We start from the raw sequence: 25,874 nt of genomic DNA on the forward strand, positions 1-25,874 counted from the left end.
GACCTTTTTCCCATTCCGTTTCCGGCTTGGAATTTCGATCGAGCGGCCGATTGGAGAAGCCTTTTGCCTTTCGGCGGTGCCGACATTATCAGAAGATTCTGAGTCGGTTTTCCCGACCCGCTCGGATCACCTGTGCGGGCGCATGAGCGCTCCGGGTTCCCGTTCGGGCGGAGCCGTAAACTTACTGGAGCGGAGCGCCTCGATGCAAATCGAGGCGCTCCGCTCCAGAAAGTGCGACGTCAGACCGTCAGACCTCGACGACGACCGGGAGGATCATCGGGCGGCGGCGGTAGGTGTCGGAGACCCACTTGCCCACCGTTCGGCGGACCAGTTGCTGGAGTTGGTGGGGTTCGGCGACGCCGTCGGAGGCCGACTTGGCGATGGCTTCCTCGATCTTCGGGACGACCGCGGCGAAGACGGAGTCCTCGATTCCGGAGCCACGGGCATGGATGTGCGGGCCGCCGACGACCTTGCCGGTAGTGGAGTCGACCACGACGAAGACCGAGATGATGCCTTCGTCGCCGAGGATGCGGCGGTCCTTGAGGGAGGTCTCGGTGACATCGCCGACCGAGAGGCCGTCGACGTAGACGTATCCCGCCTGGACCTTGCCGACGATCCTGGCCTTGCCGTCGACGAGGTCGACGACGACGCCGTCCTCGGCGATGACGATGTGGTCCTTGGGGACGCCCGTGAGGGCTCCGAGTTCGGCGTTGGCGCGGAGGTGGCGCCATTCGCCGTGGACCGGCATCAGGTTTCTGGGCTTGCAGATGTTGTAGAAGTACAGCAGCTCGCCCGCCGAGGCGTGGCCGGACACATGAACCTTGGCATTGCCCTTGTGGACGACGTTCGCGCCCCAGCGGCTCAGGCCGTTGATCACGCGGTAGACCGCGTTCTCGTTGCCCGGGATGAGGGACGAGGCCAGGATCACCGTGTCGCCCTGGACGATCCGGATCTGGTGGTCGCGGTTGGCCATCCGGGAGAGCGCGGCCATCGGCTCGCCCTGAGAGCCCGTACAGACGAGGACGACTTCGTGGTCCGGCAGGTCGTCGAGGGTCTTGACGTCGACGACGAGGCCGGCCGGCACCCGGAGGTAGCCGAGGTCTCGGGCGATGCCCATGTTCCGGACCATGGAGCGGCCGACGAAGGCCACACGCCGGCCGTATTCGTGGGCCGCGTCCAGGATCTGCTGGATGCGGTGCACATGGCTGGCGAAGCTGGCGACGATGATGCGCTTCTGGGCGTTCGCGAACACCTGGCGCAGCACATTCGAGATGTCGCGCTCGGGTGGGACGAAGCCCGGGACCTCGGCGTTCGTCGAGTCGGAGAGGAGAAGGTCGATGCCCTCCTCGCTGAGCCGGGCGAAGGCGTGGAGGTCGGTGAGCCTGCGGTCCAGGGGGAGCTGGTCCATCTTGAAGTCGCCGGTGTGGACCACCATGCCCGCGGGGGTGCGGATCGCGACCGCCAGCGCGTCCGGGATGGAGTGGTTGACGGCGACGAACTCGCAGTCGAAGGGGCCGATGCGCTCGCGGTGGCCCTCGGTGACCTCAAGGGTGTACGGGCGGATGCGGTGCTCCTGGAGCTTCGCCTCGATGAGGGCGAGCGTCAGCTTGGAGCCGATCAGCGGGATGTCCGCCTTCAGCCGGAGAAGGTAGGGGACGCCGCCGATGTGGTCCTCGTGTCCGTGGGTGAGCACGATGCCGTCGATATCGTCGAGACGGTCCCGCAGGGTGGTGAAGTCCGGCAGGATGAGGTCGATGCCCGGCTGCTCCTCCTCGGGGAAGAGAACGCCGCAGTCGACGATGAGCAGTCGGCCTCCGTACTCGAAGACCGTCATGTTTCGGCCGATTTCGCCGAGGCCGCCGAGCGGGGTGACGCGCAGGCCGCCCTTGGGGAGCTTCGGCGGGGCGCCGAGTTCGGGATGCGGATGACTCAAAAGACTCTCCTCACCACATACGCCACGTACCGCTGAGGCACGTGGCGTACATGACATTCGTGCACTTGCAGATGTCCTTGTCCGGGCCGCCGTGACGCGCACCCGGATCCGTCCTCGTATTCAGTTATGAGGTCTTGCCAAGTCCGTGGTCACAGCTGGACTCCGCCGGCCGCGAGGTCGGCCTTCAGCTGGGCCGTCTCCTGGGGGTTCAGTTCGACGAGAGGGAGACGGAGGGGGCCGGCCGGGAGGCCCTGGAGGGTCAGCGCCGCCTTGGTCGTGATGACTCCCTGGGTGCGGAACATGCCCGTGAAGACCGGCAGGAGCCGCTGGTGGATCTCGGTGGCCTTCTGGACGTCGCCGTTCACATGGGCGTCGAGCAGGGCGCGGAGTTCCGGTGTGACGATATGGCCGACGACGGAGACGAAGCCGATCGCGCCGACCGAGAGCAGGGGGAGGTTGAGCATGTCGTCGCCGGAGTACCAGGGGAGGCCGGAGCGGGCGATGGCCCAGCTGGCGCGGCCGAGGTCGCCCTTGGCGTCCTTGTTGGCGACGATCCGGGGGTGCTCGGCGAGGCGCACGATCGTCTCGGTGTCGATGGGAACGCCGCTGCGGCCGGGGATGTCGTAGAGCATGACGGGCAGCTCGGTCGAGTCGGCGATGGCCGAGAAGTGACGGTACAGGCCCTCTTGCGGGGGCTTGTTGTAGTACGGCGTCACCGCGAGCAGGCCGTGTGCGCCGGCGCGTTCCGCCGCGCGGGCGAGTTCGATGCTGTGGCGGGTGTCGTTGGTGCCGATACCGGCCACGATGTGGGCCCGGTCTCCGACCGCCTCCAGTACGGCTCGTACGAGCCGGTCTTTCTCCGCGTCGCTGGTGGTGGGCGACTCGCCGGTGGTGCCGCTGATGATCAGGCCGTCATTGCCTGCGTCCACCAGATGGGCCGCCAGACGCTGTGCGCCGTCGACGTCGAGCGCGCCGTCCGCCGAGAACGGCGTGATCATGGCGGTGAGGACCCGCCCGAAAGGGGTCTGCGGAGTGTGGATCGGAGCCATGGGTAACACGCTACTCGCTGCTCAGTACGGTGTGGCCCTTCAGGGGACGTGACGTACGACGTGGCATGAGGAGCCCGGCACTGCCTGCTCGGGGGTTCAGGCAGTGCCGGGTCCGTTTGATCAGCCTAGATGAAGTTCACGAAACACCGCAATGTGGACACTTCGCCGGGCGAATCCGTACATCTGTACCTCTGGGTGCCTCGGGAGAGGGACCATTCGGGTGGCTCCGGCGGGCACTTCGCCGATGTTCCGCCGGGAACCGCGGCCGCGGTTCCCGGCGGTGTCGAGGATCAGGGAGCGATTCGGCCATTCGCGTTGAACGAGGCGTGGGTGAGCGGCATCAGCCGGGCCCAGTGCTCCTCCATCTTCTCCCCCACCATCTCGATCTCCCGCTGCGGGAAGGAGGGCACTTTAGCCTGCTCGTGCTGCGTCCGCAGACCGAGGAAGTGCATCAGCGACCGCGCGTTGCATGTGGCGTACATCGAGGAGAACAGGCCGACGGGGAGGACCGAGCGGGCGACCTCACGGGCGATGCCCGCGTCCAGCATCTCCTGGTAGGTCTCGTACGAACGCCGGTACGAGTCCTCCATGGCATCGCTGACGATCTTGTGCTGCGCCGGGCTGCCGTCGATGAAGACGTACTTGCCGGGGCGGCCCTCCTGGACGAGCTTGCGGTCCTGGGCGGGGATGTAGAAGACCGGCTGAAGCTCCCGGTAGCGGCCGGATTCCTCGTTGTACGACCAGCCCACGCGGTGCCGCATGAACTCGCGGAAGACGAAGATCGGGGCGCTGATGAAGAAGGTCATCGAGTTGTGCTCGAAGGGGCTGCCGTGACGGTCCCGCATCAGAAAGTTGATGAGACCCTTCGACCGCTCCGGATCCTTCCGCAGCTCCTCCAGGGACTGCTCGCCGGCCGTGGAGACGCGGGCGGCCCACAGGACGTCGGAGTCCCCGGCGGAGTGCTTCACCAGTTCGACGGTCACATCGCCACGGAAACTGGGGGTCGCGGTCTCGGCGGAAGTGTCGGTCACCAGGGGGGTCCTTCCAAGGGCTGAGCTGGGCTGAGCTGGGCGGCGACCACTTTAGTCCACGCTTCTCAGAGGCTCCCCGCCATCGGATTTCCGAAATCGGGCACCGATTCGACGATTCGTTCGTCTGTATGGGTGACAGCCCGAAGACCAAGGAGAGTGACCTGATGTTCCGCCGGCGGGAAGCCGTCCCGTTCTCGTTCGTCGCCGAGGCCGACAGCTTCCGCAGTAACGTCACTCCTCCTCCGCGCGAACGCCCGAGCGTCTCCCAGCTCACGGGTCGCACGCTGATCGGGCTGACCATCGTCGCCGGACTGGTCGGCTCCCTGCTGTTCGGTATCCCCGCGCTGGAACCGGACAGTGCTACGGGCCGTGCCCAGCACTCCGAGGCGGCCGAGCGCCCCTGACTCGTACGGCCCCCTGGGGTGGTCGGCCGGTGAACGCCTCTGTAGCCTCACCCGTCACAGCCCCCAATCGAGCGTGCTGGTGAGTGAGGATCAGTCGTGCCCCTGCCTTTCCTGACGGCCGATCGCGCATTTGACGCGACCGAGGACGAGACCGCGCTGCCCTTCGACGACCACGACCTCTGGCGACGTCCGTACCGTCCGGGGCCCTGGAGAGTAGGCTCGGCGGCCGTTCTGCTGCTGCTCGCCTCGTTCATCATGCTCGCGGCCATGATCATCGCGTTCGCCGGGGCGCTGTCCGGGGCAGCGGCCTGTCTGTCCCTGGGGCTCGCGGTGATCGGGTCGGCCCTGCGGCTTCTGCGCATGGGTGTGTGGGTCAGCAGGCACGGACTGCGGAGGGTCGGCTTCTTCATAACGACCACGCTGGCGTGGGACGAGACGACCGATGTACGGACCGTGCAACAGCCGGTCAAGTGGCTGGGGCTGCCGCGGACGGTGCAGGGGCAGGCGCTGGTGCTGTCGCGGCGGGGCGCCGCCGAACCGTTCGGGCTGCTGACGGACCACAACGCGGACTTCCTGGAGCGGGTCGAGGCGTTCGACCGGGCCGCTGACACGGTCGAGGCGTGGGCCTCCGAGTACGGCACCGCCACGGCGTGACGCACCGTCCGGGGACACCGCTCCTGTAGGGGGCGCCGGACCGCCCCGCCCGCACTAGGGGCCGGGCTCAGGGCGTCCGTACAACTGCCGGGGCGTCGCCCCCGCCGACTCCGGCTCCCGGTCTCGTCTGCTCAGTCGCCGGACGGGCGCGCGCCGTGCAGCGCGATCGCGCGTTGCATCGCCTTCCGCGCCCGGGGGGTGTCACGGGCGTCGCGATAGGCGACGGCCAGACGGAACCAGCAGCGCCAGTCGTCCGGGGAGTCCTCGGTCTCCGCGCGGCGCTTGGCGAAGACCTCGTCGGCGGCGTCGCGGTCGATGCGGCCGGCCGGGGTACGGGCGAGGTCGTCGACGGGAAGGCCGCCCTCGGCCTCGAGTTCCGCGGCGAGCCGGTTGGCCCGGGTGACGAACCGGGTGTTCGCCCAGAGGAACCAGCCGCCGATGACGGGCAGGATCAGTACCACGGCCCCGAAGGTGAAGGTCAGCAGGGTGCCCTGCTGTATCAGCATCAGGCCACGGCTGCCGACCAGGACGAAGTACACGACCAGGGCGGCTGCCGTGACGAAGTAGGTGATCTTCGCGCGCATGTCGTTCGGGGTTCCGCTCAGCCGAGGTCCAGGAAGTGTTCCAGCCCGTAGGTGAGACCGGGCACGGACCCGACCCGCCGCACGGCGAGCAGGATGCCCGGCATGAAGCTGCTGTGGTGGAGCGAGTCGTGGCGGATGGTCAGGGTCTCCCCCTCGGCGCCGAGCAGCACCTCCTGGTGGGCGAGGAGGCCCCGCAGGCGTACGGAGTGGACCGGGACTCCGTCGACGTCCGCGCCGCGGGCGCCGTCCAGCGCGGTGGCGGTCGCGTCGGGCTGCGCGCCGAGGTCCGCCTCGGCGCGGGCGGCGGCGATGAGCTGGGCGGTGCGGGTGGCGGTACCGCTGGGGGCGTCGACCTTGTTCGGGTGGTGCAGCTCGATGACCTCGGCGGACTCGAAGTACCGCGCCGCCTGCTGAGCGAACTTCATGGTGAGAACCGCGCCGATGGAGAAGTTCGGTGCGATGAACACACCGGTGCGAGGGGACGCGGCGAGCGAGGTGCCGAGTTGCGCGAGGCGTTCGTCGGTCCAGCCGGTGGTGCCGACGACCGCGTGGATGCCGTGGCGTACGCAGAAGTCGAGGTTGCCCATCACCGATGCGGGGGTGGTCAGCTCGATCGCGACCTGGGCTTGGGCTTCCACCAGGCCCTCCAGCCTGTCGCCCTGGTCGTGTGCGGCCACCAGTTCCATGTCGTCGGCGGACTCGACGGCCCGTACCGCTTCCGAGCCGATACGGCCCTTGGCGCCGAGAACGGCCACGCGGAGCTTGCTCATCAGTTCATTCCTTAGATCTAGGTCGTTTCTGGTGGATCAGGCTGGGTCAGTGAGCGGGGTCTGGTGCCGTGCATCGCAAGGCGGAGGAGGGAGTCCATGCGGAGCATCGGCGACCGACGACAACGCAGCGAGGTGCGGTGCCAGGGCACGCGAGCCCAGCAAGATCCACCAGAAGCGGCCTAGGAGACCGACTCGTGCAGCCGGTCCGCCTGGCGGTCCTTGAGCGGGCCGATGACCGCCAGGGAGGGACGGTGTCCCAGGACTTCCCCGGCCACCGCGCGTACTTCTTCAGGGGTGACCGCGGCTATTCGGGCGAGCATCTCGTCGACGGACATCTGCGCCCCCCAGCACAGCTCGCTCTTGCCGATCCGGTTCATCAACGCGCCGGTGTCCTCCAGGCCGAGCACCGTGGAGCCGGAGAGCTGGCCGATCGCTCGGCCGATCTCGTCGTCCGACAGGCCGTCCGATGCCACGCGGTCCAGCTCGTCGCGGCAGATCTTCAGAACGTCGTGGACCTGGCTGGGCCGGCAGCCGGCGTAGACGCCGAAGAGGCCGCAGTCGGCGAAGCCCGAGGTGTACGAGTACACGCTGTAGGCGAGGCCGCGCTTCTCCCGCACCTCCTGGAAGAGTCGGGACGACATGCCTCCGCCGAGGGCGGTGTTCAGGACGCCGAGGGCCCAGCGGCGGTCGTCGGTCCGGGCGAGGCCGGGCATGCCGAGGACGACATGGGCCTGCTCGGTCCTGCGGTCGAGGAGTTCGACCCGGCCCGCCGTGCGCACACTGCGGCTGCCGTCACGGGGAGCGAGCGGGACCGCGTCCGTACGGGTGAGGGCGCCGGACTTCTCGAAGGCGCGGCGGACCTGGCGTACGACGGCGGCGTGGTCGATGTTGCCCGCTGCGGCGACGACCAGGTGGGTCGGGTCGTAGTGCTTCTTGTAGAAGCGGCGGACCCGGTCGGCGGTCAGCGCGTTGACCGTGTCGACCGTGCCGAGGACCGGGCGGCCGAGCGGCGTGTCGCCGAAGACGGTGCGCGCGAAGAGGTCGTGGACGCAGTCGCCCGGATCGTCCTCGGTCATCGCGATCTCTTCGAGGATGACCCCGCGCTCGGCCTCCACGTCCTCCTGGAGGATGAGCGAGCCGGTGAGCATGTCGCAGACCACGTCGATGGCGAGCGGCAGGTCGCTGTCGAGCACCCGCGCGTAGTAGCAGGTGTACTCCTTCGCCGTGAAGGCGTTCATCTCGCCGCCGACCGCGTCGATCGCCGAGGAGATGTCGAGTGCGCTGCGGCGCCGGGTGCCCTTGAAGAGCAGGTGCTCCAGATAGTGTGTGGCGCCGTTCAGGGCCGGAGTCTCGTCCCGGGAGCCGACGTGCGCCCAGATGCCGAAGGTGGCGGAGCGTACGGAGGGGAGGGTTTCGGTGACGATCCGCAGACCGCCGGGGAGGGTGGTGCGGCGGACCGTGCCGATGCCGTTCTCACCCTTGAGGAGCGTTTGGGTACGGGCGACGGCCCGCGCCTCCGAGGAGGTGCGGGCCGTCGCCTGCGAGCTGCGCGACGTCACTTGGCGGCGTCGTCCTTCACGTCCTCGGCGCCTTCGCCCTCGATCACGGGGATCAGGGAGAGCTTGCCGCGGGAGTCGATCTCGGCGATCTCGACCTGGACCTTGGTGCCGACCGCGAGCACGTCCTCGACGTTCTCCACGCGCTTGCCGCCGGCGAGCTTGCGGATCTGCGAGATGTGCAGCAGGCCGTCCTTGCCCGGGAGCAGGGAGACGAACGCGCCGAAGGTGGTCGTCTTGACGACCGTGCCCAGGTAGCGCTCGCCGACCTCCGGCATGGTCGGGTTGGCGATGCTGTTGATCGTGGCCCGGGCGGCCTCGGCGGCCGGTCCGTCGGCGGCGCCGATGTAGATGGTGCCGTCGTCCTCGATCGTGATCTCGGCGCCGGTGTCCTCCTGGATCTGGTTGATCATCTTGCCCTTGGGGCCGATGACCTCGCCGATCTTGTCCACGGGGATCTTGACGGTGATGATCCGCGGGGCGTTGGGGGACATCTCGTCCGGGGTGTCGATCGCTTCCATCATCACGTCGAGGATGTGGAGGCGGGCGTCACGGGCCTGCTTGAGGGCCGCGGCCAGGACGGAGGCCGGGATGCCGTCCAGCTTGGTGTCGAGCTGGAGGGCGGTGACGAACTCCTTCGTACCGGCGACCTTGAAGTCCATGTCGCCGAAGGCGTCCTCCGCACCGAGGATGTCGGTGAGGGCGACGTAGTGCGTCTTGCCGTCGATCTCCTGGGAGATCAGGCCCATGGCGATACCGGCGACGGGGGCCTTGAGCGGCACACCGGCGTTCAGCAGCGACATGGTGGAGGCGCAGACGGAGCCCATGGAGGTCGAGCCGTTGGAGCCGAGGGCCTCGGACACCTGACGGATCGCGTAGGGGAACTCCTCGCGCGTCGGCAGCACCGGCACGATGGCGCGCTCGGCGAGCGCTCCGTGGCCGATCTCGCGGCGCTTCGGGGAGCCGACGCGGCCCGTCTCTCCCACGGAGTACGGCGGGAAGTTGTAGTTGTGCATGTACCGCTTGCGGGTCACCGGGGAGAGGGTGTCCAGCTGCTGCTCCATCCGGAGCATGTTGAGGGTGGTGACGCCCAGGATCTGGGTCTCGCCACGCTCGAACAGCGCGGAGCCGTGCACCCGCGGGATGGCCTCGACCTCGGCGGCGAGGGTGCGGATGTCGGTGACGCCGCGGCCGTCGATGCGGACCTTGTCCTTGATGACGCGCTCGCGCACCAGGGACTTGGTCAGGGAGCGGTAGGCGGCGGAGATCTCCTTCTCGCGGCCCTCGAAGGCCGGGAGGAGCTTCTCGGCGGCCAGTTCCTTGACGCGGTCCAGCTCGGCCTCGCGGTCCTGCTTGCCGGCGATGGTGAGCGCCTGGGACAGCTCGGCCTTGACGGCGGCGGCCAGGGCCTCGTACACGTCGTCCTGGTAGTCCAGGAAGACGGGGAACTCGCCCTCGGGCTTGGCGGCCTTGGCGGCGAGGTCGGACTGGGCCTTGCACAGGACCTTGATGAAGGGCTTGGCGGCTTCCAGACCCGCGGCGACGACCTCCTCGGTCGGGGCGGCGGCGCCGTCCTTGACCAGCTGGACCGTCTTCTCGGTGGCCTCGGCCTCGACCATCATGATCGCGACATCGCCGTCTTCGAGAACCCGGCCGGCGACGACCATGTCGAAGACCGCGTCCTCCAGCTCGGTGTGGGTCGGGAACGCGACCCACTGGCCCTTGATCAGTGCGACACGGGTGCCGCCGATCGGGCCGGAGAAGGGCAGGCCGGCGAGCTGCGTGGAGCAGGAGGCGGCGTTGATGGCGACCACGTCGTAGAGGTGGTCGGGGTTGAGCGCCATGATCGTCTCGACGATCTGGATCTCGTTGCGCAGGCCCTTCTTGAAGGAGGGGCGCAGCGGCCGGTCGATGAGGCGGCAGGTGAGGATCGCGTCCTCGGAGGGCCGGCCCTCGCGGCGGAAGAAGGATCCGGGGATCTTTCCGGCCGCGTACATCCGCTCCTCGACGTCGACCGTCAGGGGGAAGAAGTCGAGCTGGTCCTTGGGCTTCTTGGAAGCGGTGGTGGCCGACAGCACCATGGTGTCGTCGTCCAGGTACGCCACGGCGGAACCGGCTGCCTGCCTGGCGAGGCGGCCCGTCTCGAAGCGGATGGTGCGGGTGCCGAAGGAGCCGTTGTCGATGACGGCCTCGGCGTAGTGGGTCTCGTTCTCCACTAGCGTTTTCTCCGTTACGTTTCGTTACGTTGATCGTCTTTGGTCCCCTCGCCCGTGTGGCGGGGAGACAGGCGGAGAAGCTCTCGGACTGGGCCGGTCTTCGATCGAAGCACCCGGGGTTCGAGTCCCGGGAGCCACTACCGAGGACCGGCGGCGGCGAGTCGGCTTCTCCCTCGTTCAGTTGTCGCGTTCGGTGTCGCGTTCGTTCGGTGTTGCGTTCTCGTGCGGTACCGCGGTGGTATCGCGTGTTGTTCCGTGTTGCCTTCTGCGACCAGACTAAGGGCCGTCCGGTAGGTCGCGCACGTACGGCTATCACGTACAGCCGTCACGTACGGCGATCGGCCACCATGTACAGCAAAAGGGAGCGGCTCCCTTTCCAGTGGGAACCGCTCCCCTCCATGGCGTCTTACTTGGCGCCGCCGGCCGCACCGCGGCGGATGCCGAGGCGGTCGACCAGGGCGCGGAAGCGCTGGATGTCCTTCTTGGCCAGGTACTGCAGCAGCCGACGGCGCTGGCCGACCAGGATGAGCAGGCCACGGCGGGAGTGGTGGTCGTGCTTGTGGGTCTTGAGGTGCTCGGTCAGGTCCGAGATACGGCGGGAGAGCATCGCGACCTGGACCTCGGGGGAGCCGGTGTCGCCCTCCTTGGTGCCGAACTCGGCCATGATCTGCTTCTTCGTGGCGGCGTCGAGAGACACTCGGTACTCCTCGGTGTGTTCAAAGCGCCCGCGAGTGCCCTTGGTCTTGATCTCAAGGGAGCTTCCATGACTCGAAGGCGGAGGTCCGATGGGCGCAGATCCCAGGGATTCCGGGAACGCGTACACAAACGGCCGTCACCCAGAGTACCAGCCGGCCGGGCCGGTACCGCGCGCGGCCGGTCGCCGGCCGCGGCGGGGCCGGGCGGTCCTTGTACGGCGGGGGTCGGGAGTCCGGGGTGGGGCGGGTCGGTCGGTTCCAGGGCGGGGACGGGTCGGGAGTGTGAACGTCACGGCCGCTACGAGGTCATCGCCCGGATCGCGTGGTAGACGTCGAAGACCGCGAGGCACAGCGGCAGGAGCGTCAGCAGGACGAACGTCTCCGCGATCTCCAGGAAACGTCCCCAGAAGGGGGTGACGCCCTTGCGCGGCACGATCAGGCCGATGGCGGTGATCAGCGCGGCGACGCCCGCGACGGCGGCGGCGAGCCAGACCGTACGGATGTCCAGCGCCGTGGCGTCGCCCTTGAGGGCGTCGCGTACCAGCTCGGCCGGCGGGTTGAGGCTGAGTCCGAGCCCGAGGAGCACCAGGGCGCCGAGGCCCGCGGCGAGGGCGCAGCCGACCTGGGCGGTGTAGCGGAAGAGGTGGGCGCGCATCAGCATGGCGATGCCGGTGGCGAGGGCCAATGTCTGGGCCCAGACATTGCTGGAGAAACCGAGGACGGCGGCCGAGCCGACGGCCAGCAGGGCGCAGCCGCCGACGAGGCCCACAAGCAGTTCGTGGCCGCGGCGGGCCTGGGCGGCGATGCGCTCGGCGTCGACCGGGCCCTGGGGTTCCGGGTCGGAGCCGTAGTCGCCGATCGTGGTGCGGGGCGGGTCGAAGCCGATGGGCAGGCGGGCGAAGCGGGTGGAGAGGCCGGGCAGGAAGGCGAGCGCCCCCACGGCGAGCGGGGCGCACATGGCGGCCGTCTCGATCGGTTCCAGTTCGCGGGTGATCGCGACGAAGGTGGCCAGCAGGCCGATGGCGGAGGCGAAGACGAAGGCGACGAAGGGGCCGTCGCCGCCGGGGGCGACGATGGTGAGGATCACCGCGAAGATGAGGATGGCGGCGCAGGCGAGCAGGAACTGGAGCTTGCCGATTCCCTGGCCGTCCGCGAGGGGCAGCAGTCCGGTTCCGCCGATGGCCGCGTTCGCCATCGCGCCGATGCCCAGCGCGATGGCCGAGCCCCGGTCGTCGTACACCCGTGCGCGTACACAGGCGAGTGCGAGAAGGAGCGCCGCGGTGACGCCTGCGAGGACGCCCGGCAGACCGTGCATGTCGTGGCGGGGGTCGGAGGTCCACAGCACGAAGGCGAGCAGAAGCAGCAGTACGCCGCCGCCGAGGAGCCCGGCGCCGCGCATGAGGGTGTCGGTCCAGAGCGTGCGGTCGCGGGCGACGGAGGTGGCCACGGCGTCGGAGACGTCGTCGAAGACGGCCGGGGGGAGGGATTCGGCGAAGGGGCGGAGGGAGAGGAGTTCGCCGTCGAGGATGCGCTGCGCTCCGAGGGAGCGGGCGCTGTCGAGGACGGTGCCGTCGCGGCGTACCAGGTGGTAACCGACCGGGGCGCCTGGTTCGGGGCTCTGTCCGGACAGCCGCAGGATCTCCGGGTAGAGGTCCGCGATGGCGATGTCCTCGGGCAGTGCCACGTCGACGCGGCCGTCGGGCGCGACGACCGTCACCCGGCAGAAGCCGGTTCCGCTGCTGGACGGAGTCACGGGACCCGGGTGGCCGGTTCCGTTCGCCGCCGCTGAGGCCGTCATACTCACCTGCTGCATCCCCTCGTGTTCTTCCTGTGCATCGGCTTGTTCATGTGGATCGGCGTCACACGTCGTCGTTCTTGGTCACGCGTCGTCGTTCTCGCGTCGTGCTGTCGTTCGGACCGCGTTGCTCAGGCCGCTGTCGTTCAGGCCGCGTGGTGGTTCGCGGTTCGTGGTTCGCGGTTCGTCGTTCAGGGTTCGTCGTTCGTGCGCTGTCCGTCCGCGTCCGTGTTCCCGTGCATCTGGTGCATCTCACGCATCTCGTGCACCGACTGCGTGGCGGCTCCACAGCCGTCCCGCAGGGAAGGCGCTCCGTACAGACTTCACACAGAGACTTCACACTTCGCCTTCATTTCGGCTTCCCGCAGCTCGCGTACAGCCGTCATGCACCGATAGGTCCGGCTTCGCGCACCGCCCGAACAATCCGAATCCATACGCTCGGTCCGAATTCAATTCGTCCAGGCCATTTCGCCCGGTCCGGCATTGCGCTCCGATTGACCCGGTTTTCACGGCAGTTCACGGGCACGCAAACACATCGCGTCACCCTACCGCCCGCTCCTTGACCTCGGCGCAAGTAGGATCCCTGACCGCGGACGGAACCCGTCGCCACGGGGGCGCCGATAGGAACAATCCCGTCCGGCAAGGGAATTGGTGAGCTGGTGAGTCAGATCGTCGTCAAGCGCCCACCACGGGTCCTGCCTTCCGAGGTGCCGAGCGAGCATCTGCAGCTGCAACCCCCTCCCGAGCTGCCGCGAGGACAGCAGGAGGGCGCGCTGATGCAGCTGCTGCCGATGCTGGGCATGGGCGGTTCCGTCGTCTTCTTCTTCATGACCCCGAATCCGATCATGAGGATCATGGGCATGGTGATGATCGCCTCGACGATCGCCATGGCCATCGCGATGCTGGTCCGCTACCGGCGTGGCACCCAGGGCGAACTCGCCGATCTGCGGCGCGACTATCTCAAGTATCTGACGCAGACCCGCCGGGCGGTGCTGCGGACCGCACGCCTCCAGCGTGACGCGCAGTACTACCTCCACCCCTCCCCCGAACAGTTGTGGGCGCTCGTCGCCGAAGGCAGCCGGGTATGGGAACGGCGCGTCGGGGACGCCGACTTCGGGCAGGTCCGCATCGGTCTGGGCAGCCAGCAGCTGGCCACCCCGCTGATCGCGCCCGACACCGCGCCGGTCGACGAGCTGGAGCCGCTCACGGCGGGCGCGATGCGACAGTTCCTGTCGGCGCACGGAACGCTGGACGGCCTGCCGATGGCCGTGTCGCTGCGCGCCTTCTACCACCTGACGGTGAGCGGTGAGCCGGAATCCGTACGGGCGACGGCGCGCGCGATGCTCGGCACGCTCGCCTCGCTCCACTCCCCCGAGGACCTGGTCATCACCGTCGCCGCCGGGCGTGAGGCAGTGGACCACTGGGAGTGGACGAAGTGGCTGCCGCACCTCCAGGCTCCCGGCCCCGGTGACGGCGCGGGCAGCCGCCGGCTGATCACAACCGACGCACGGGATCTGGAGGAGCTGCTCGGCGGACGGCTGGACGGACGCCCCCGGTTCCAGGGCAGCGGTCATCCCCTGCTCGACCAGCCGCATCTCGTCGTGATCATCGACGGGCAGTCGGTGCCCGCTACGTCTCCGCTCGCCGCGCCCGAGGGGCTCCAGGGTGTGACGGTCATCGAGGTCGTTCCGGGCGAGGTCACCGGGGCGCGCGGCGGACTGTCAGTGGTCGTGCACCCCGATTCGCTGCGGCTGGAGTCCGGGCACGGGCTGGTGTACGACGGTGTGCCGGACCTGCTGAGCATGGAAGCCGCCGAGGCGCTCGCCCGCCAGCTGGCCCCTTTGAGGGTCGCCTCCGGCGGCGACGACGACGAACCGCTCCTCGCCAACCTGGACTTCACCGATCTGCTGAACCTCGGTGACGCGGCGTCCATCGACGTCAGCCGCACCTGGCGGCCCCGTTCCCAGTCGGAGCGGCTGCGCGTGCCCATCGGTGTCGGCGAGGACGGCGTTCCGGTGATGCTCGACCTCAAGGAGGCGGCGCAGGAGGGCATGGGGCCGCACGGTCTCTGTGTGGGCGCGACCGGTTCCGGCAAGTCCGAACTGCTCCGTACGCTTGTACTCGGCCTCGCCGTCACACACTCCTCGGAGACGCTCAACTTCGTCCTCGCGGACTTCAAGGGCGGCGCCACCTTCGCCGGCATGTCGCAGATGCCCCACGTGGCCGCCGTGATCACCAACCTCGCGGACGATCTGACGCTGGTCGACCGCATGGGCGACTCGATCCGCGGTGAGCTGAACCGCCGTCAGGAGATGCTCCGAGACGCCGGCAACTACGCGAACATCCACGACTACGAGAAGGCACGCGCCGCCGGCGCCCCGCTCCAGCCCATTCCGTCCCTCGTGCTGGTCATCGACGAGTTCAGCGAACTCCTCACCGCGATGCCCGACTTCATCGAGATGTTCGTGCAGATCGGCCGGATCGGCCGTTCGCTCGGTGTGCATCTGCTGCTCGCCTCGCAGCGGCTGGAGGAGGGGCGGCTGCGCGGTCTGGAAACGTATCTCTCGTACCGGATCGGTCTGCGGACCTTCTCGGCGGCCGAGTCGCGGGCGGCGCTGGGCGTCCCCGACGCGTACACGCTCCCGAACGTGCCCGGTTCCGGGTATCTGAAGTACGGCACGGACGAGATGGACCGCTTCAAGGCCGCGTACGTCTCCGGCGTCTACCGCGAGAGCGGCCACCAGGCGGCCTCCGCCGGGGGGCCTCTGCCGGTGGACCGCAGGCCGGTGCCGTTCACGGCGGCTCCCGTGCCGATCCGATACGTCGAGCCGACGGCCCGGCCGTCCGTGCCGGACGCGCGTACCTCCGAGGACGACGCGCTGGCCGACTCCGTACTCGACGTGATCGTGCGGCGGCTCGAAGGGCGGGGAGCGGAGGCTCACCAGGTGTGGCTGCCGCCGCTGGACAATCCGCCGCCGCTGGACGAGCTCGTCCCCGGACTGACGAATGTGGAGGGACGGGGCCTCACCCAGCCGGGCTACGAGGGCGCCGGCCGTCTCGTCGTACCGCTGGGCGTGGTCGACAAGCCGTTCGAGCAGCGCCGCGACACCCTCTACCGGGACTTCTCCGGCGCGGCGGGCCATATGCAGATCATCGGAGGCCCGCAGTCCGGGAAGTCGACCCTGCTGCGCACCTTGATCTCCGCGTTCGCTCTGACGCACACCCCGCAGGAGGTCCAGTTCTACGGGCTCGACTTCGGCGGCGGCGGTATGTCGGCGGTCGCCGGGCTGCCGCATGTCGGCGGGATCGCCTCCCGTCTGGACCCCGAGCGGGTCCGGCGGACCGTCGCCGAGGTGTACGGCATCCTTTCCCGCCGCGAGGAGTACTTCCGCAGCGCGGGCATCGACTCCATCGCCACGTTCCGCACCATGCGGGCGCGCGGTGCCATCTCGGTGGCGGAGCAGCCGTGGGGCGACGTGTTCCTGGTCATCGACGGCTGGGGCAACTTCCGTACGGACTACGAGGGTCTGGAGCCCGCCGTCCTCGAGATCGCCGCGCGGGGGCTCGGCTACGGAATCCATCTGATCGTCTCCGCGTCGCGCTCGCTGGAGGTCCGGGCCAACCTCAAGGACCTCCTGATGAACCGGCTGGAGCTGCGCCTCGGTGACACCATGGACTCCGAGCTGGACCGCAAGGCCGCCGTCAATGTGCCGACGGGTGTGCCGGGACGTGGTCTGACGCCCGAGAAGCTGCACTTCATGGCTGCGGTTCCGCGTATCGACGGCATCAACTCCAGCAGCGATCTGTCGGAGGCGACGGCCGCGATGGCCCAGGAGGTCAACCGCCACTGGACGGCCCCGGGGGCTCCCGCCGTACGGCTCCTGCCCCGCGAGCTCCCGGCGGACAGTCTGCCGTCCGGCCTGGCCGAGCCTCAGCGCGGTGTCGCCTTCGCCATCGACGAGAACAATCTGGAACCCGTCTACCTCAACTTCGAGCGCGACCCGTTCTTCGTGGTGTTCGGCGAGAGCGAATCGGGCAAGTCCAACCTGCTGAAACTGCTCATCAAGCAGCTCACCGAGCGGTACGACGGCGATTCGGCGAAGTTCTTCGTGATCGACAACCGGCGGGCGCTGCTGGACGTCACCCCGGCGACGCATCTCGCCGAGTACGTCCCCATGTCCAACAACATGGAGCACCATGTGGACGCTCTGGCCGACCTGATGCAGCGCCGGACGCCGTCGGCCGATGTGACGGCCCGACAGCTGCGGGACCGGAGCTGGTGGCGGGGGCCCACGGTGTACGTGGTCGTCGATGACTACGACCTGGTGTCGACGTCGAGCGGCAACCCGCTGGGGAAGCTCACGGAGTTGCTGCCGTTCGCGCGCGACGTGGGCGTCCGCTTCATCATCGCCCGGAGTTCGGCCGGCGCGAGCCGTGCCTCGTACGAGCCCTTCATGCAGCGGATGATGGAGCTGGGCGCACAGGGTGTGCTGCTCTCTGGAGACCCGCAGGAAGGCGATGTCCTGGGGGGTGTCCGGCTTCGGCCGATGCCGACGGGCCGGGGCGTCTTCGTCTCCCGTCAGCGCGGGAATCCGCTGGTGCAGACGGGGTTGATGGCTCCGGACGAGCACAGTTGAGGGCGCGGGGGCGTGGCTGGGGCGTCAGGGCGCGGGAAGCGTCGGAGCGCGACGCCCTCGACGCCCGCGCCTTGTCGTGCCCCTCTTCGCCTCCCTTCGCCTCTTTTCGCTCCTCTTCGCTCCTCACGTGGTGCGCGTGAATCAGGATTCGGCGATGGAAGTGTGGTCGTACTTCGTCAAGTTGGGGCTTGGGGGCGGCGCTTGCAAGCAGTGACAGCACGTCAATAGGTTCGTTCCGGGCGCTGCCGAAAGGGGCCGCCCGAGACGGTGAACACGGGGGAAGGGGTCTGCGGCATGGCATGGGACGAGTGGGAACGGCTGAAGGCGTCCGCGGCGGAGAGAGACTCGGCGCAGATGCGACTGAACGGGCTTCCGCCCGACGAAGGCGGCGGCGGTTCGAGCGGGGCCGAGGCCGGTGATCTCAAGGTGTCGCAGACCGATCTCGCGGCGATCGGGGACAGAGCGTACAAGCTGTACAACCGGCTCTGGACGGAGGCGCGGGTAGCCGTGCCGACCAGCGATACGGCCGGGGAGAACCTGTCGAAGCAGGGGTTCGCTCTGGGCGGCGCGCTTCAGCATGTGGCGGACCGCTGGGAGAAGCAGCTGAGGTCGCTCATGGACGCTTGCGCGCATATTTCGAACCATATGGACGTCAGTGGAAAGACGCATCAGGACGACGACCAATTCATTCGGCGCAATATGAGCAGTATTCAGACGCTGGACAAGGGCTTCGACGAGTCGCACGCACCTGCAGGCAAGAAGAACGAGGTCTACGGCGATCAGGGTGAGAAGGGCAAGGGAGACAGCTGATGGACTTCGAAGCGCTTCGCGCGGCCAAGTTCTCGCTGCTCGACACGGCGATCACCGACTGGTCGAAAATGGTCACCAATCTGGAGGACCTGGAGAAGGGCGCCAGGGAAGGTCTCAGAGGCCAGGCCAACAAAGCCAACTGGGCAGGAATGAACGCGACCGTGTCCCGTGAGTTCATCGGCAGGACGGCCGGCGAGTTCGCTGATGCCCAGACGCAGGCCACATCGATCCGGAACATCCTCAGGGACACGCGTGACGAGCTGAACGACTGGCACCGCAAACTCAACGAGGCGATCGACCGCGGACAGGGAAAGAACCTCACCGTCGTGTCCACGCGCGGCGGTGGCTTCACCGTCACGATGATCGTCCATCCCGACCGGGTCGCCAAGGGCGGCTCCGTCCCCGATCACACCCCCGAGGACACCACGGCTCTCCGTGACGAGATCCAGGGGATCCTCGACGGCGCGACCGTGAGCGACACCTCAGCGGCCCAGATTCTCAAAGCTCTCGTCGACCAGAGCGACTACGGCTTCTCCGGTGCGAAGTACAGCGACCGCGACGCCGGAGCGGCGGCGCTGAGGGAAGGGGACAGGCTCGCCGCGCTGGCCGGGAAGAAGCCGGAGGACCTCACGGTCGAGGAGTTCGACGCGCTCAATGCCGGGCTGAAGAAGTACTCGGGTGATGAGCTCTTCGCCGAGCGCTTCGCGGAGCGGCTCGGGCCCAAGGGCACTCTGGAATTCTGGGCCGGTATCAATGAACCGGGCAGGAACTGGGAAGTCGGCAGCAAGCGGGTCGATCAGTTCGACGACCTCCAGAAGCACCTCAGTCTGACCCTCGCCAACGCGACGCAGAGCGACAGTCAGGCCATGACGGACTGGAAGCGCGATATGACGTCTCTCGGCGCTCAGCCGGTGCACAAGAACAGCCCGACCATGGGCTTCCAGGTCATGAGCAACCTCATGCGCTGGGGTGACTTCGACGACCAGTTCCTCAATAGCTACGGCCGGGAACTGATCAAGACCGAGAAGAAGATGAGCGACAACGGCAGCCATATGCCGATCGGCTGGCAGCGGATGGGGATGGACCCCTATCTCAACCGCACCGGCACCGATTCCGGCTCGGACCCCATGGTCGGGTTCATGAAGGCGCTGTCGAACAGCCCGGACGCGGCGACCGAGTTCTTCAACGACACATTCGTCACGAAGGACGAGGACCACGACTTCAAGCGCGAGGACGGGAACGGCAAGAACGTCAAGGCCGGGCTGAGCAACTTCGATTACCTCTTCGAGGAACGGGACTGGCCCAAGGACTCGGACGCCAAGGGCGACGAGAGCATTTCGGGGCGCAACTACATGGGGCTGGCGCTGGAAGCGGCGACGACGGGGCATCCGGCGGGCGAGTTGCCCACGATCGACACGCCGCCTCACAACGAGGAGCAGGCGAAGCTGATGGAGAACATCGTCGCGTCGATCTCCGACGACCCCAAGCGGCTGACGGATCACGGGTACATGGCCGACAGCATGGGGCAGATCGCTGCCGAATACATGCCTGACATCAACCGGGGACTCCACCCGGGCGAGGTCCGCGAGGATGCTCTGTTCCCCGTCGTCGGATCATCGGCGAAGCTCGGCGAGAACGAAATCACCCGCTTCCTCTACACCGTGAGCCAGAACCCCGAGGGATACGCGGCGATCAATGTGGGGCAACACAGCTACACAACCGCCCTCATGGAATATCACTTCGCTAACCCTGATGCCTACCTTGATGACCCCGGTCACAGCGAAAAAGAAAACCTCAAGAAGACAATCGAGGACATTTCCCGAGTGGCAGGCGAGGTCGATGGGACCATCGGAGCCGGCCGCGCATATGCGAACGAACTGGACGGAGGGGCCAAGGACAAGGAGTTCAACGATGCCCTGAATTCCTCCTCCACCTGGATCGGAAGTGGTATCGGAATCGGAATCGGCCTGGCCACGGCACCATTTATCGGACCGGGAGGAATCGTCGCCGGAGGACTTGCCGGAACCGCAGTGAACGAAATCCTCGGCGCCATCACGGAAGGCTCGATGAAGGACAGTGCCGACGATGTAATCTATCGCAACGGCGAGAAGATGAATGACACCAGGGACTCAACGTACACGCTCGTCGAGTCCGCCGCCCAAAAAGCTGGCGAGAACGCCGGCAACCCGTCGCCCCACATCGTCTCTGCCGCAGCAACCGCAGCAGAACAAGGGTTCAACAACGCCAAGAGCAACGTCAACGATGCCTTCGACGGTCAAGGGGTTCCCAGGCAGTTGGATACAGAGAGCTGAGGGCATGGCTATCGCACCGAAGAAAATAGTCATCCCGGTCGCAACACTGGCCGTGCTGGGTTCTGTGGCCGGCGCATCCTACCTGCTTGGCTTCCCCCCTTTCGATCGACAGGGGGAAATCAAAGCCGATCGTGTCTGCGAGTCTTTGGGGGAGTCATCCTTTGCTGCGACAGCGCTCAGGCAAGCACTGCCCGCCGAACCCACCTACTCGTTCAAGGACCAAGTGGCGGGCGAGAACGCCGAACAGGGCAGTACGAGCTACACGGCTGATTGCTTCGTCCGGGGCGAGAGCAGCGTCCTGCTGAGTGCCAGAACTGAGATGATGGTCGTCAGTTCATCGGAGAGCTGGACGACGCAAGTACTCGATGGTCGGAGCCCCTCGGATGTCGAGAACTTCACCGCAGGATCCAAAGGGGTGGCTTCTGCAAGCAGAGCCGCTGTCTTGGTGCCCTGTACGTCAGCGGGAAGGATCCCCGGCGGAAGCTACAGCCTTAGTGTCGTCATCGACTTGCGAAAGCACGACGACTCGGATGAACGGAAGGTTCGCCAAGCGCTGGAGAATCTGGCCGTCGGCGCGGCTGAATACTCCCACCGCGAGGCGAAGTGCGACCTCCCGTCTCGGCTGCCTCAGTAGCGGAACGAAAGCCATCGCGCCCCAGAAGAAGAGCAACAGGGTGGGCATCTCCCGCGCATGCCCACCCTGTTGCCCTTTGCTGCGCTCAACGATGAGAGCGCTCAGTTCTTAGAAGTATCCGGCGGCCCTCTTGTCGCCCGCCTGGTAGGCCGGGCCCGCCTCGCGAACAGCCTTGGCGATGCCCTTCAGGGCCGTGTGGATCTGACGGGTCTCCATGTCCCACTTCTTGTGGGCGCCGTCCGCCGCGGTCTTGGCTTCACCCTCGAAGGTGGCGGAGACGCTACGGATCTTGTTCTGCAGATCCTCGAGCGTCTGGTCCAGTCGCTGGGCCTGTGCCTCAATGGTGGAAGCCGCCTGCTCCAGTGAGGAGTAGGTGACGAGCATGAGGCCGTCGTTCTGCTGTGCCATGATTCCTCCAACTACCTGCTGTGGCGATTGTGTCGGCCGGGTACGGAGTGCCGACGCTCTGGTCAGTAGCCGCTGATGTTCGAGGTCGCAGCCCTCGTGGCACCCGCGTCACCCGAGAATCCGGCGGTGACGTCGACGCCCTGGAGCGCGGCGCGTACCTCGTCTTCCGTGTTGCCGGCGGTGGTACGGGTAACCTGGATCGCTTCCTGGAAGTTGAGCAGCAGCTTCGCGATGCGCACCATGCCCTGGTTGATCTCGGCCTGCTTCACGTCGAAGGCGCCGGCACCAATGCCTTTCCACGCGCCTTCGAGGCTGTCGATGACGCCCTGGAGTTTCTGGACCTGTCCCTTGATGTCCTCGAACTGCCGAGAGATCTCGTCCTGGAAATCCTTGAGACTCTGATCGCCGACCTTCTGGACTGACATATCCCGGTCTTCCTTTCCCTGTGATCTGTGTGGGTGAATCGTGTTGGCTCGCGTGTCCGCCGCAACCCATCTGTGAGTGGAGCGGAAAGATCAAGCCGTGGTCAGGCGCTGCGGCGGCGCCTGACTACGAGGAAGGCTCCCCCTGCGAGGACGACCACGGCGGCGACTCCACCGAGGATCAGACCCGACTGACCGTCGTCCTCGGATTTCTTGCTGGAGCCTGCCACGGCGGCTTTGCCGTCGGGCTGGTCCTTGGAGGGTTGTGACGAAGCTGGTGCAGAGGGGGACGCCGAAGCCGGCGAACCACCGGTCTTCTCATGGGTCAAGGGACTGATATCGGCCGGGCCGGGCTCGCCCTTTCCGTCGAGAATGATCTGGCGCGGACGGATGAGACCGTGACCGAGGAAATTGCTGCGGGTTCCTTTAGCCCAGTCACGGGAGGCGGTGTCGATGAGTGCGTGAAGGACTTGATTCGCGGTCCAGTCCGGGTGAGCAGACCAGACGAGAGCTGCGGAGGCGGAGGCGATGGCGGTCGCCAGGCTGGTTCCCCCGCTGTCGCAGTAGTTCTTGAACTTGGTATCGCACCAGGCAGGAATGCCTATCCCGGGAGCGGCGAGATCCACGTTGTCGCCGTGCTGAGAGGTCTCAGCCACTTTGCCCTTGCTGTCTGCTGAGGCGACGCCGACGACTTCAGCGTACGCGGCCGGATACTCGGGCTTGTTGCCTTCCTTGGCATTGTTACCGGAGGATGCGAAGAACAACTTTCCCTTACTGAACGCGTACTTCACGGCAGCCCGCTCCTCCGGGCTGGAGTACTCACTTCCCATCGACATGCTGATGATCTTCGCTTCGCTGTCGGCAGCCGCCCGGATGGCATCCGGCACGTCCTGGCCGTTGACCTTGTGCTTGTTCTGGAAGTCCGCATCGGAGACCCTCATCGGGATGATCTTTACTCCAGGAGCCAGACCACGGAGGCCGCCCCCCTTGCCCGTCCCGGCGATCAGTTCGGCCATGGTGGTCCCATGGCCGTCATAGTCGTCCGTCTCCTCACCTTCGGCGTCCGTGGCATCGAGTCCCTTGAGAACCTGCCCCTTCAGCGATGGCGTTGACGAATTGACACCGGTGTCGATGACAGCGACCTTGATGCCTTCCCCCGTGGCGACCTTCCACATCTCCTCGGCGCGCATCGCATCCAGATACCACTGCTGCGGCTGTCCGGGCGCGGCAGAGGCGACCGGAGCCGTGCCTGCCGTGCCCGCAGCCCAAACGCCAACCGCAGCCAGCGTGCAGAGCATGCCTCGCTGCAAAGGACGGGACCTGCCGTGCTTCCGCGTCAGGCGCATTCCTGCCGTCATCCTGGCTTCCGAACCTTCCCTGTGCCTACTCGATCACCGGCGGCACAGCGTCGCGCCGCCGAGTCGCCCATGTCTCTTCGTCTTCCGTCAGGTAGTCCGGACGGGCCGAACCGGAGCGCTCGTCGTCCCCATCACCCGTCTGGTTCTGACGGGGGCGACCTCCGGCGAGCCCCGTGCCGCCCGCTGTGAAGCCGCCTGTGCCGGACCGGGAGTTCGTACCGCCGGGACGCGGAGTGCCGACGACTCCGTTGGCACTGGGAGTGCCCCGCCCAGCGGGTCGGGGCGTGTTGCCCGCCGGGTTCGCTCCCACGACTCCGGCCTGACTCTGCCGTGCTGCGGAGGGGCGGCCCGGTGCCGCTCCGTCCCCGCCGACGACGGTTCCTCGGGGCATCCGGGACCCGGTGGACCCGCCAGTGGCACGCTGAGGTGTCCCTCCGACGATTCCGTCCGCACGACCGGTGCGGGATCCGGCTGAAGTACCCGATCCGGCACGGCCTCCCGCCATGGGCTGCCCAGCCGTACCCGCTCGCCCTGCGACAGGGGACTGCCCTGCGGCTCCTCCGCCTACGGCACCCGCACGCCCCGCCGCACCCGCACCCGCGGCTCCGCCCATGGGTCCCGTGGAACGGCCGACCGGACTCGCGCTGCCGGCCGCGCCGGATCCGCCGCCCACGACTCCGGCCCGACCGGCCGCACTTGCGTGTCCGGCTACCGGGGCACCGCCACCTGCCGCACCCGCCCGACCGACCGCCCCAGCACCCGGACTTCCGCCGGCCCTCGGCACCGCTGCCACGCCTGCGCCCGGCCCCGCCTTTCCTGTCACGGGGTTCGTCACGCCGCCGATCGGCGGGACCATGCCGGGGGCAGCGCCACCCGGGCCCGTGGCTTGAGGCACCGTAGGCGTCGGATTCGGGGCCGGAGACACGGCGGGGGGCGCCGCGACACTGTCGATCTCCATCGAGGTGTTGCGTTCCGGCGCTGTCGGCGCTGTGCCCGTGACCTCCGTACGCGGTGCTTCGGCAGGGTGCACAGTGTCCGTACGACGCTCCTGAGTCGACCTGGTCGCCGACTTTCGGGAAAAATCAGCGCTTCCGGACCGGGTAGCCGGCGGATCGACTCGCCTAGCCTTCGGCGGGAGCATGTCCGCCTTCAGCATCCGATCGAACCTCGGCACCTCCTGCCCCGCCAGCGTCTCCTCCGAGACTGCGTAGAACGACGCCAGCCGGGTCATCTGATTGATGGCCTCCTGACGGTTCTTCTCCACCTTCACGGCTTCGTCGAATTCGGGATTCCCTTCGACGCGCTTCTGAGCCTCGATGGCGTTGACGTCACGCTTGACCACGCGGGTGTCGCGCGCGGGCATGGAGTTGCGCACCGAGGCCAGGCCCGTGCCCGCGACCGTGATCTGGGTGCCGGCCACGTCCGCGAACGAGGCCAGGGTGCCGGCGTGTTCGGCGAGGGATCGGCCGAAGGAGCGGAACTCGTTGCCCGATTCGCCCTTCCACTCGACCTTCTCGACGTAGTCCTTGAGCTCCTTGGCGGCGTCTCTGAGGGCGTCCCGCGCATTCCACAGCGCGGTGCCGGCGGTCTCAAGGTCCGCCGGATTGGAGTTCTCCACCAGGTCGATCATCGCGTTCAGCTCATGGGCTTCGAAGCTGGTCCGGGCAAAGGGGCCCGGACCGGAGTTGCCGAAGAAGCCGCCCAGTACGGAGGTGATCTTCTGGGTCAGGTCGGTCACGCCCAGTTGGCTCTGGACCCGCGCCAAGTCCTGCTCACGCTGTGCCTCGGGGCTCAGTTCCTGCTCGTCGTTGTCAGTCATCCGTCACCACCCGGATTCGGCGGACTTGTCGTCGGTCTTCTGCTCCTCGGGCTTGAGGCTCCTGCGCTCGCGCACCAGCGCGGCCTCGCGTTCCTGGTCCAGACGGGCCCGGATCTGCGCGAAGCGCTGGCGTCTCTCCTCGTCGACGTTGTCGAGGCCGACCTCCGCGGCGTGGACGGCGATGCTCAGACACTCGATCTGGTCGCCCAGTGTCCGAGAGAGCGTCACGAGGGCCGCGTGCACACGGTTGTACTGGCCGAACAGTCCGTCCGCCTCGGAGAAGGGAGAACCGACCCCGCTCAGAGAGGTTCTCGCGACCGTCTGCGCGGCCACCTTCGTCTTTCCCGCTGCCCCGTTCTCGAGGTTCTCCAGCAGGGTGTTCACCCGCTGCTGGAACCGCTTCAGCGCGCCGACACCCTTCTCCAGGTCGCTCGCACCGCTCGGGCCTCCGCTTCCTCCACCCTCTGACGCATCGAGCACGATGCCCGTTCCTCCCCGTTTGCTCCAGCTGTACCACGTTGCGATCGTGGTGTCTCGGCCATCCTCAATTGGCCGCTTACCACTCTAGCCACTGGCTATGACAGCCCCAAGTGTCTTATCCGCCACGCGACTTCCCTCGTACGTCACCTCATAGATACGCACGCGGACCCCTGTGCGGTTGCAATCGACATCTCGTCATGGACCTCATCGTCCACGTCCCATGACAACCGCTTTCACCGCCGAACCACGGCGTCCGCGGAAGCCGCCAAAGCCACCGAAACCGCCGGAGCACCGGAGCCGCCGAGAT

The 25,874-nt window shown here is 67.5% G+C and carries 20 protein-coding genes; 6 read left to right on the forward strand and 14 right to left on the reverse strand.

Annotated elements, in window-relative coordinates:
• Positions 1-247: 247 nt before the first annotated feature.
• The 3 genes from ACWEFL_RS33805 to thyX all read right to left on the reverse strand — a co-directional run bounded on the left by ACWEFL_RS33805 (position 248) and on the right by thyX (position 4,013).
• Complete coding sequence (locus ACWEFL_RS33805; RefSeq protein ID WP_451720390.1) at positions 248-1,933, reverse strand: ribonuclease J; 1,686 nt, start codon at positions 1,931-1,933, stop codon at positions 248-250.
• Between the two features lie 149 nt (positions 1,934-2,082).
• Complete coding sequence (gene dapA / locus ACWEFL_RS33810) at positions 2,083-2,982, reverse strand: 4-hydroxy-tetrahydrodipicolinate synthase (RefSeq protein WP_451720393.1); 900 nt, start codon at positions 2,980-2,982, stop codon at positions 2,083-2,085.
• Positions 2,983-3,272: 290 nt separating this feature from the next.
• Entirely contained in the window at positions 3,273-4,013 is a 741-nt protein-coding gene (gene thyX / locus ACWEFL_RS33815) for an FAD-dependent thymidylate synthase (RefSeq protein WP_451720396.1), read from the reverse strand.
• 164 nt (positions 4,014-4,177) lie between these two features.
• Between thyX and ACWEFL_RS33820 the strand changes: the two genes are divergently transcribed.
• Together ACWEFL_RS33820 and ACWEFL_RS33825 are read left to right on the forward strand one after the other, a co-directional pair.
• Positions 4,178-4,417: a hypothetical protein gene (locus ACWEFL_RS33820; protein WP_451720498.1), complete on the forward strand. Its 240-nt coding sequence runs from the start codon at positions 4,178-4,180 to the stop codon at positions 4,415-4,417.
• 96 nt (positions 4,418-4,513) lie between these two features.
• The gene (locus tag ACWEFL_RS33825; RefSeq protein WP_451720399.1) at positions 4,514-5,071 is read left to right on the forward strand and encodes a hypothetical protein; all 558 of its coding nucleotides are present in this window, start codon (positions 4,514-4,516) and stop codon (positions 5,069-5,071) included.
• Positions 5,072-5,202: 131 nt separating this feature from the next.
• Here the strand turns inward: ACWEFL_RS33825 and ACWEFL_RS33830 are convergent, their stop codons facing one another.
• The 6 genes from ACWEFL_RS33830 to eccD form a co-directional block, all read right to left on the reverse strand.
• Positions 5,203-5,655 carry a hypothetical protein gene (locus ACWEFL_RS33830; protein ID WP_451720402.1) on the reverse strand — a complete coding sequence of 151 codons (453 nt, stop codon included), beginning with the start codon at positions 5,653-5,655 and terminating at the stop codon, positions 5,203-5,205.
• A gap of 17 nt (positions 5,656-5,672) precedes the next feature.
• On the reverse strand, positions 5,673-6,425 hold the full coding sequence (gene dapB, locus ACWEFL_RS33835; protein WP_451720405.1) for a 4-hydroxy-tetrahydrodipicolinate reductase: 753 nt from the start codon (positions 6,423-6,425) through the stop codon (positions 5,673-5,675).
• 179 nt (positions 6,426-6,604) lie between these two features.
• A complete protein-coding gene (locus tag ACWEFL_RS33840; protein WP_451720408.1) occupies positions 6,605-7,984 on the reverse strand; it encodes a M16 family metallopeptidase in 1,380 nt (459 codons plus the stop codon).
• Positions 7,981-10,197: a polyribonucleotide nucleotidyltransferase gene (locus tag ACWEFL_RS33845; protein ID WP_451720411.1), complete on the reverse strand. Its 2,217-nt coding sequence runs from the start codon at positions 10,195-10,197 to the stop codon at positions 7,981-7,983. Before ACWEFL_RS33845 ends, ACWEFL_RS33840 begins: the two co-directional genes overlap by 4 nt.
• Positions 10,198-10,603: 406 nt before the next feature.
• Complete coding sequence (rpsO, locus tag ACWEFL_RS33850; protein WP_003958228.1) at positions 10,604-10,894, reverse strand: 30S ribosomal protein S15; 291 nt, start codon at positions 10,892-10,894, stop codon at positions 10,604-10,606.
• A gap of 296 nt (positions 10,895-11,190) precedes the next feature.
• Complete coding sequence (gene eccD / locus ACWEFL_RS33855) at positions 11,191-12,690, reverse strand: type VII secretion integral membrane protein EccD (protein WP_451720415.1); 1,500 nt, start codon at positions 12,688-12,690, stop codon at positions 11,191-11,193.
• Positions 12,691-13,346: 656 nt separating this feature from the next.
• Here eccD and eccCa point away from each other — a divergent pair.
• The 4 genes from eccCa to ACWEFL_RS33875 all read left to right on the forward strand — a co-directional run bounded on the left by eccCa (position 13,347) and on the right by ACWEFL_RS33875 (position 21,080).
• A complete protein-coding gene (eccCa, locus tag ACWEFL_RS33860) occupies positions 13,347-17,324 on the forward strand; it encodes a type VII secretion protein EccCa (RefSeq protein ID WP_451720418.1) in 3,978 nt (1,325 codons plus the stop codon).
• Positions 17,325-17,618: 294 nt separating this feature from the next.
• Positions 17,619-18,134: a hypothetical protein gene (locus ACWEFL_RS33865; RefSeq protein WP_451720421.1), complete on the forward strand. Its 516-nt coding sequence runs from the start codon at positions 17,619-17,621 to the stop codon at positions 18,132-18,134.
• Positions 18,134-20,446, forward strand: coding sequence for a hypothetical protein (locus tag ACWEFL_RS33870; protein WP_451720424.1), 2,313 nt, complete (start codon positions 18,134-18,136; stop codon positions 20,444-20,446). Before ACWEFL_RS33865 ends, ACWEFL_RS33870 begins: the two co-directional genes overlap by 1 nt.
• A gap of 4 nt (positions 20,447-20,450) precedes the next feature.
• The gene (locus tag ACWEFL_RS33875) at positions 20,451-21,080 is read left to right on the forward strand and encodes a hypothetical protein (RefSeq protein ID WP_451720427.1); all 630 of its coding nucleotides are present in this window, start codon (positions 20,451-20,453) and stop codon (positions 21,078-21,080) included.
• Between the two features lie 108 nt (positions 21,081-21,188).
• Here ACWEFL_RS33875 and ACWEFL_RS33880 read toward each other — a convergent pair whose 3' ends face one another.
• The 5 genes from ACWEFL_RS33880 to ACWEFL_RS33900 all read right to left on the reverse strand — a co-directional run bounded on the left by ACWEFL_RS33880 (position 21,189) and on the right by ACWEFL_RS33900 (position 25,567).
• Complete coding sequence (locus tag ACWEFL_RS33880; protein WP_451720430.1) at positions 21,189-21,488, reverse strand: WXG100 family type VII secretion target; 300 nt, start codon at positions 21,486-21,488, stop codon at positions 21,189-21,191.
• Between the two features lie 62 nt (positions 21,489-21,550).
• Positions 21,551-21,913 (reverse strand): WXG100 family type VII secretion target, encoded by a 363-nt coding sequence (locus ACWEFL_RS33885; protein ID WP_451720433.1) that lies wholly within the window; start codon positions 21,911-21,913, stop codon positions 21,551-21,553.
• 101 nt (positions 21,914-22,014) lie between these two features.
• Positions 22,015-23,268, reverse strand: a complete 1,254-nt coding sequence (locus ACWEFL_RS33890) for a S8 family serine peptidase (RefSeq protein WP_451720436.1) — start codon at positions 23,266-23,268, stop codon at positions 22,015-22,017.
• Between the two features lie 25 nt (positions 23,269-23,293).
• Positions 23,294-25,087 carry a hypothetical protein gene (locus ACWEFL_RS33895; protein ID WP_451720439.1) on the reverse strand — a complete coding sequence of 598 codons (1,794 nt, stop codon included), beginning with the start codon at positions 25,085-25,087 and terminating at the stop codon, positions 23,294-23,296.
• 3 nt (positions 25,088-25,090) lie between these two features.
• On the reverse strand, positions 25,091-25,567 hold the full coding sequence (locus ACWEFL_RS33900) for a hypothetical protein (RefSeq protein WP_451720442.1): 477 nt from the start codon (positions 25,565-25,567) through the stop codon (positions 25,091-25,093).
• Between the last annotated feature and the right edge of the window lie 307 nt (positions 25,568-25,874).

This window comes from Streptomyces sp. NPDC004838 (assembly GCF_053600955.1).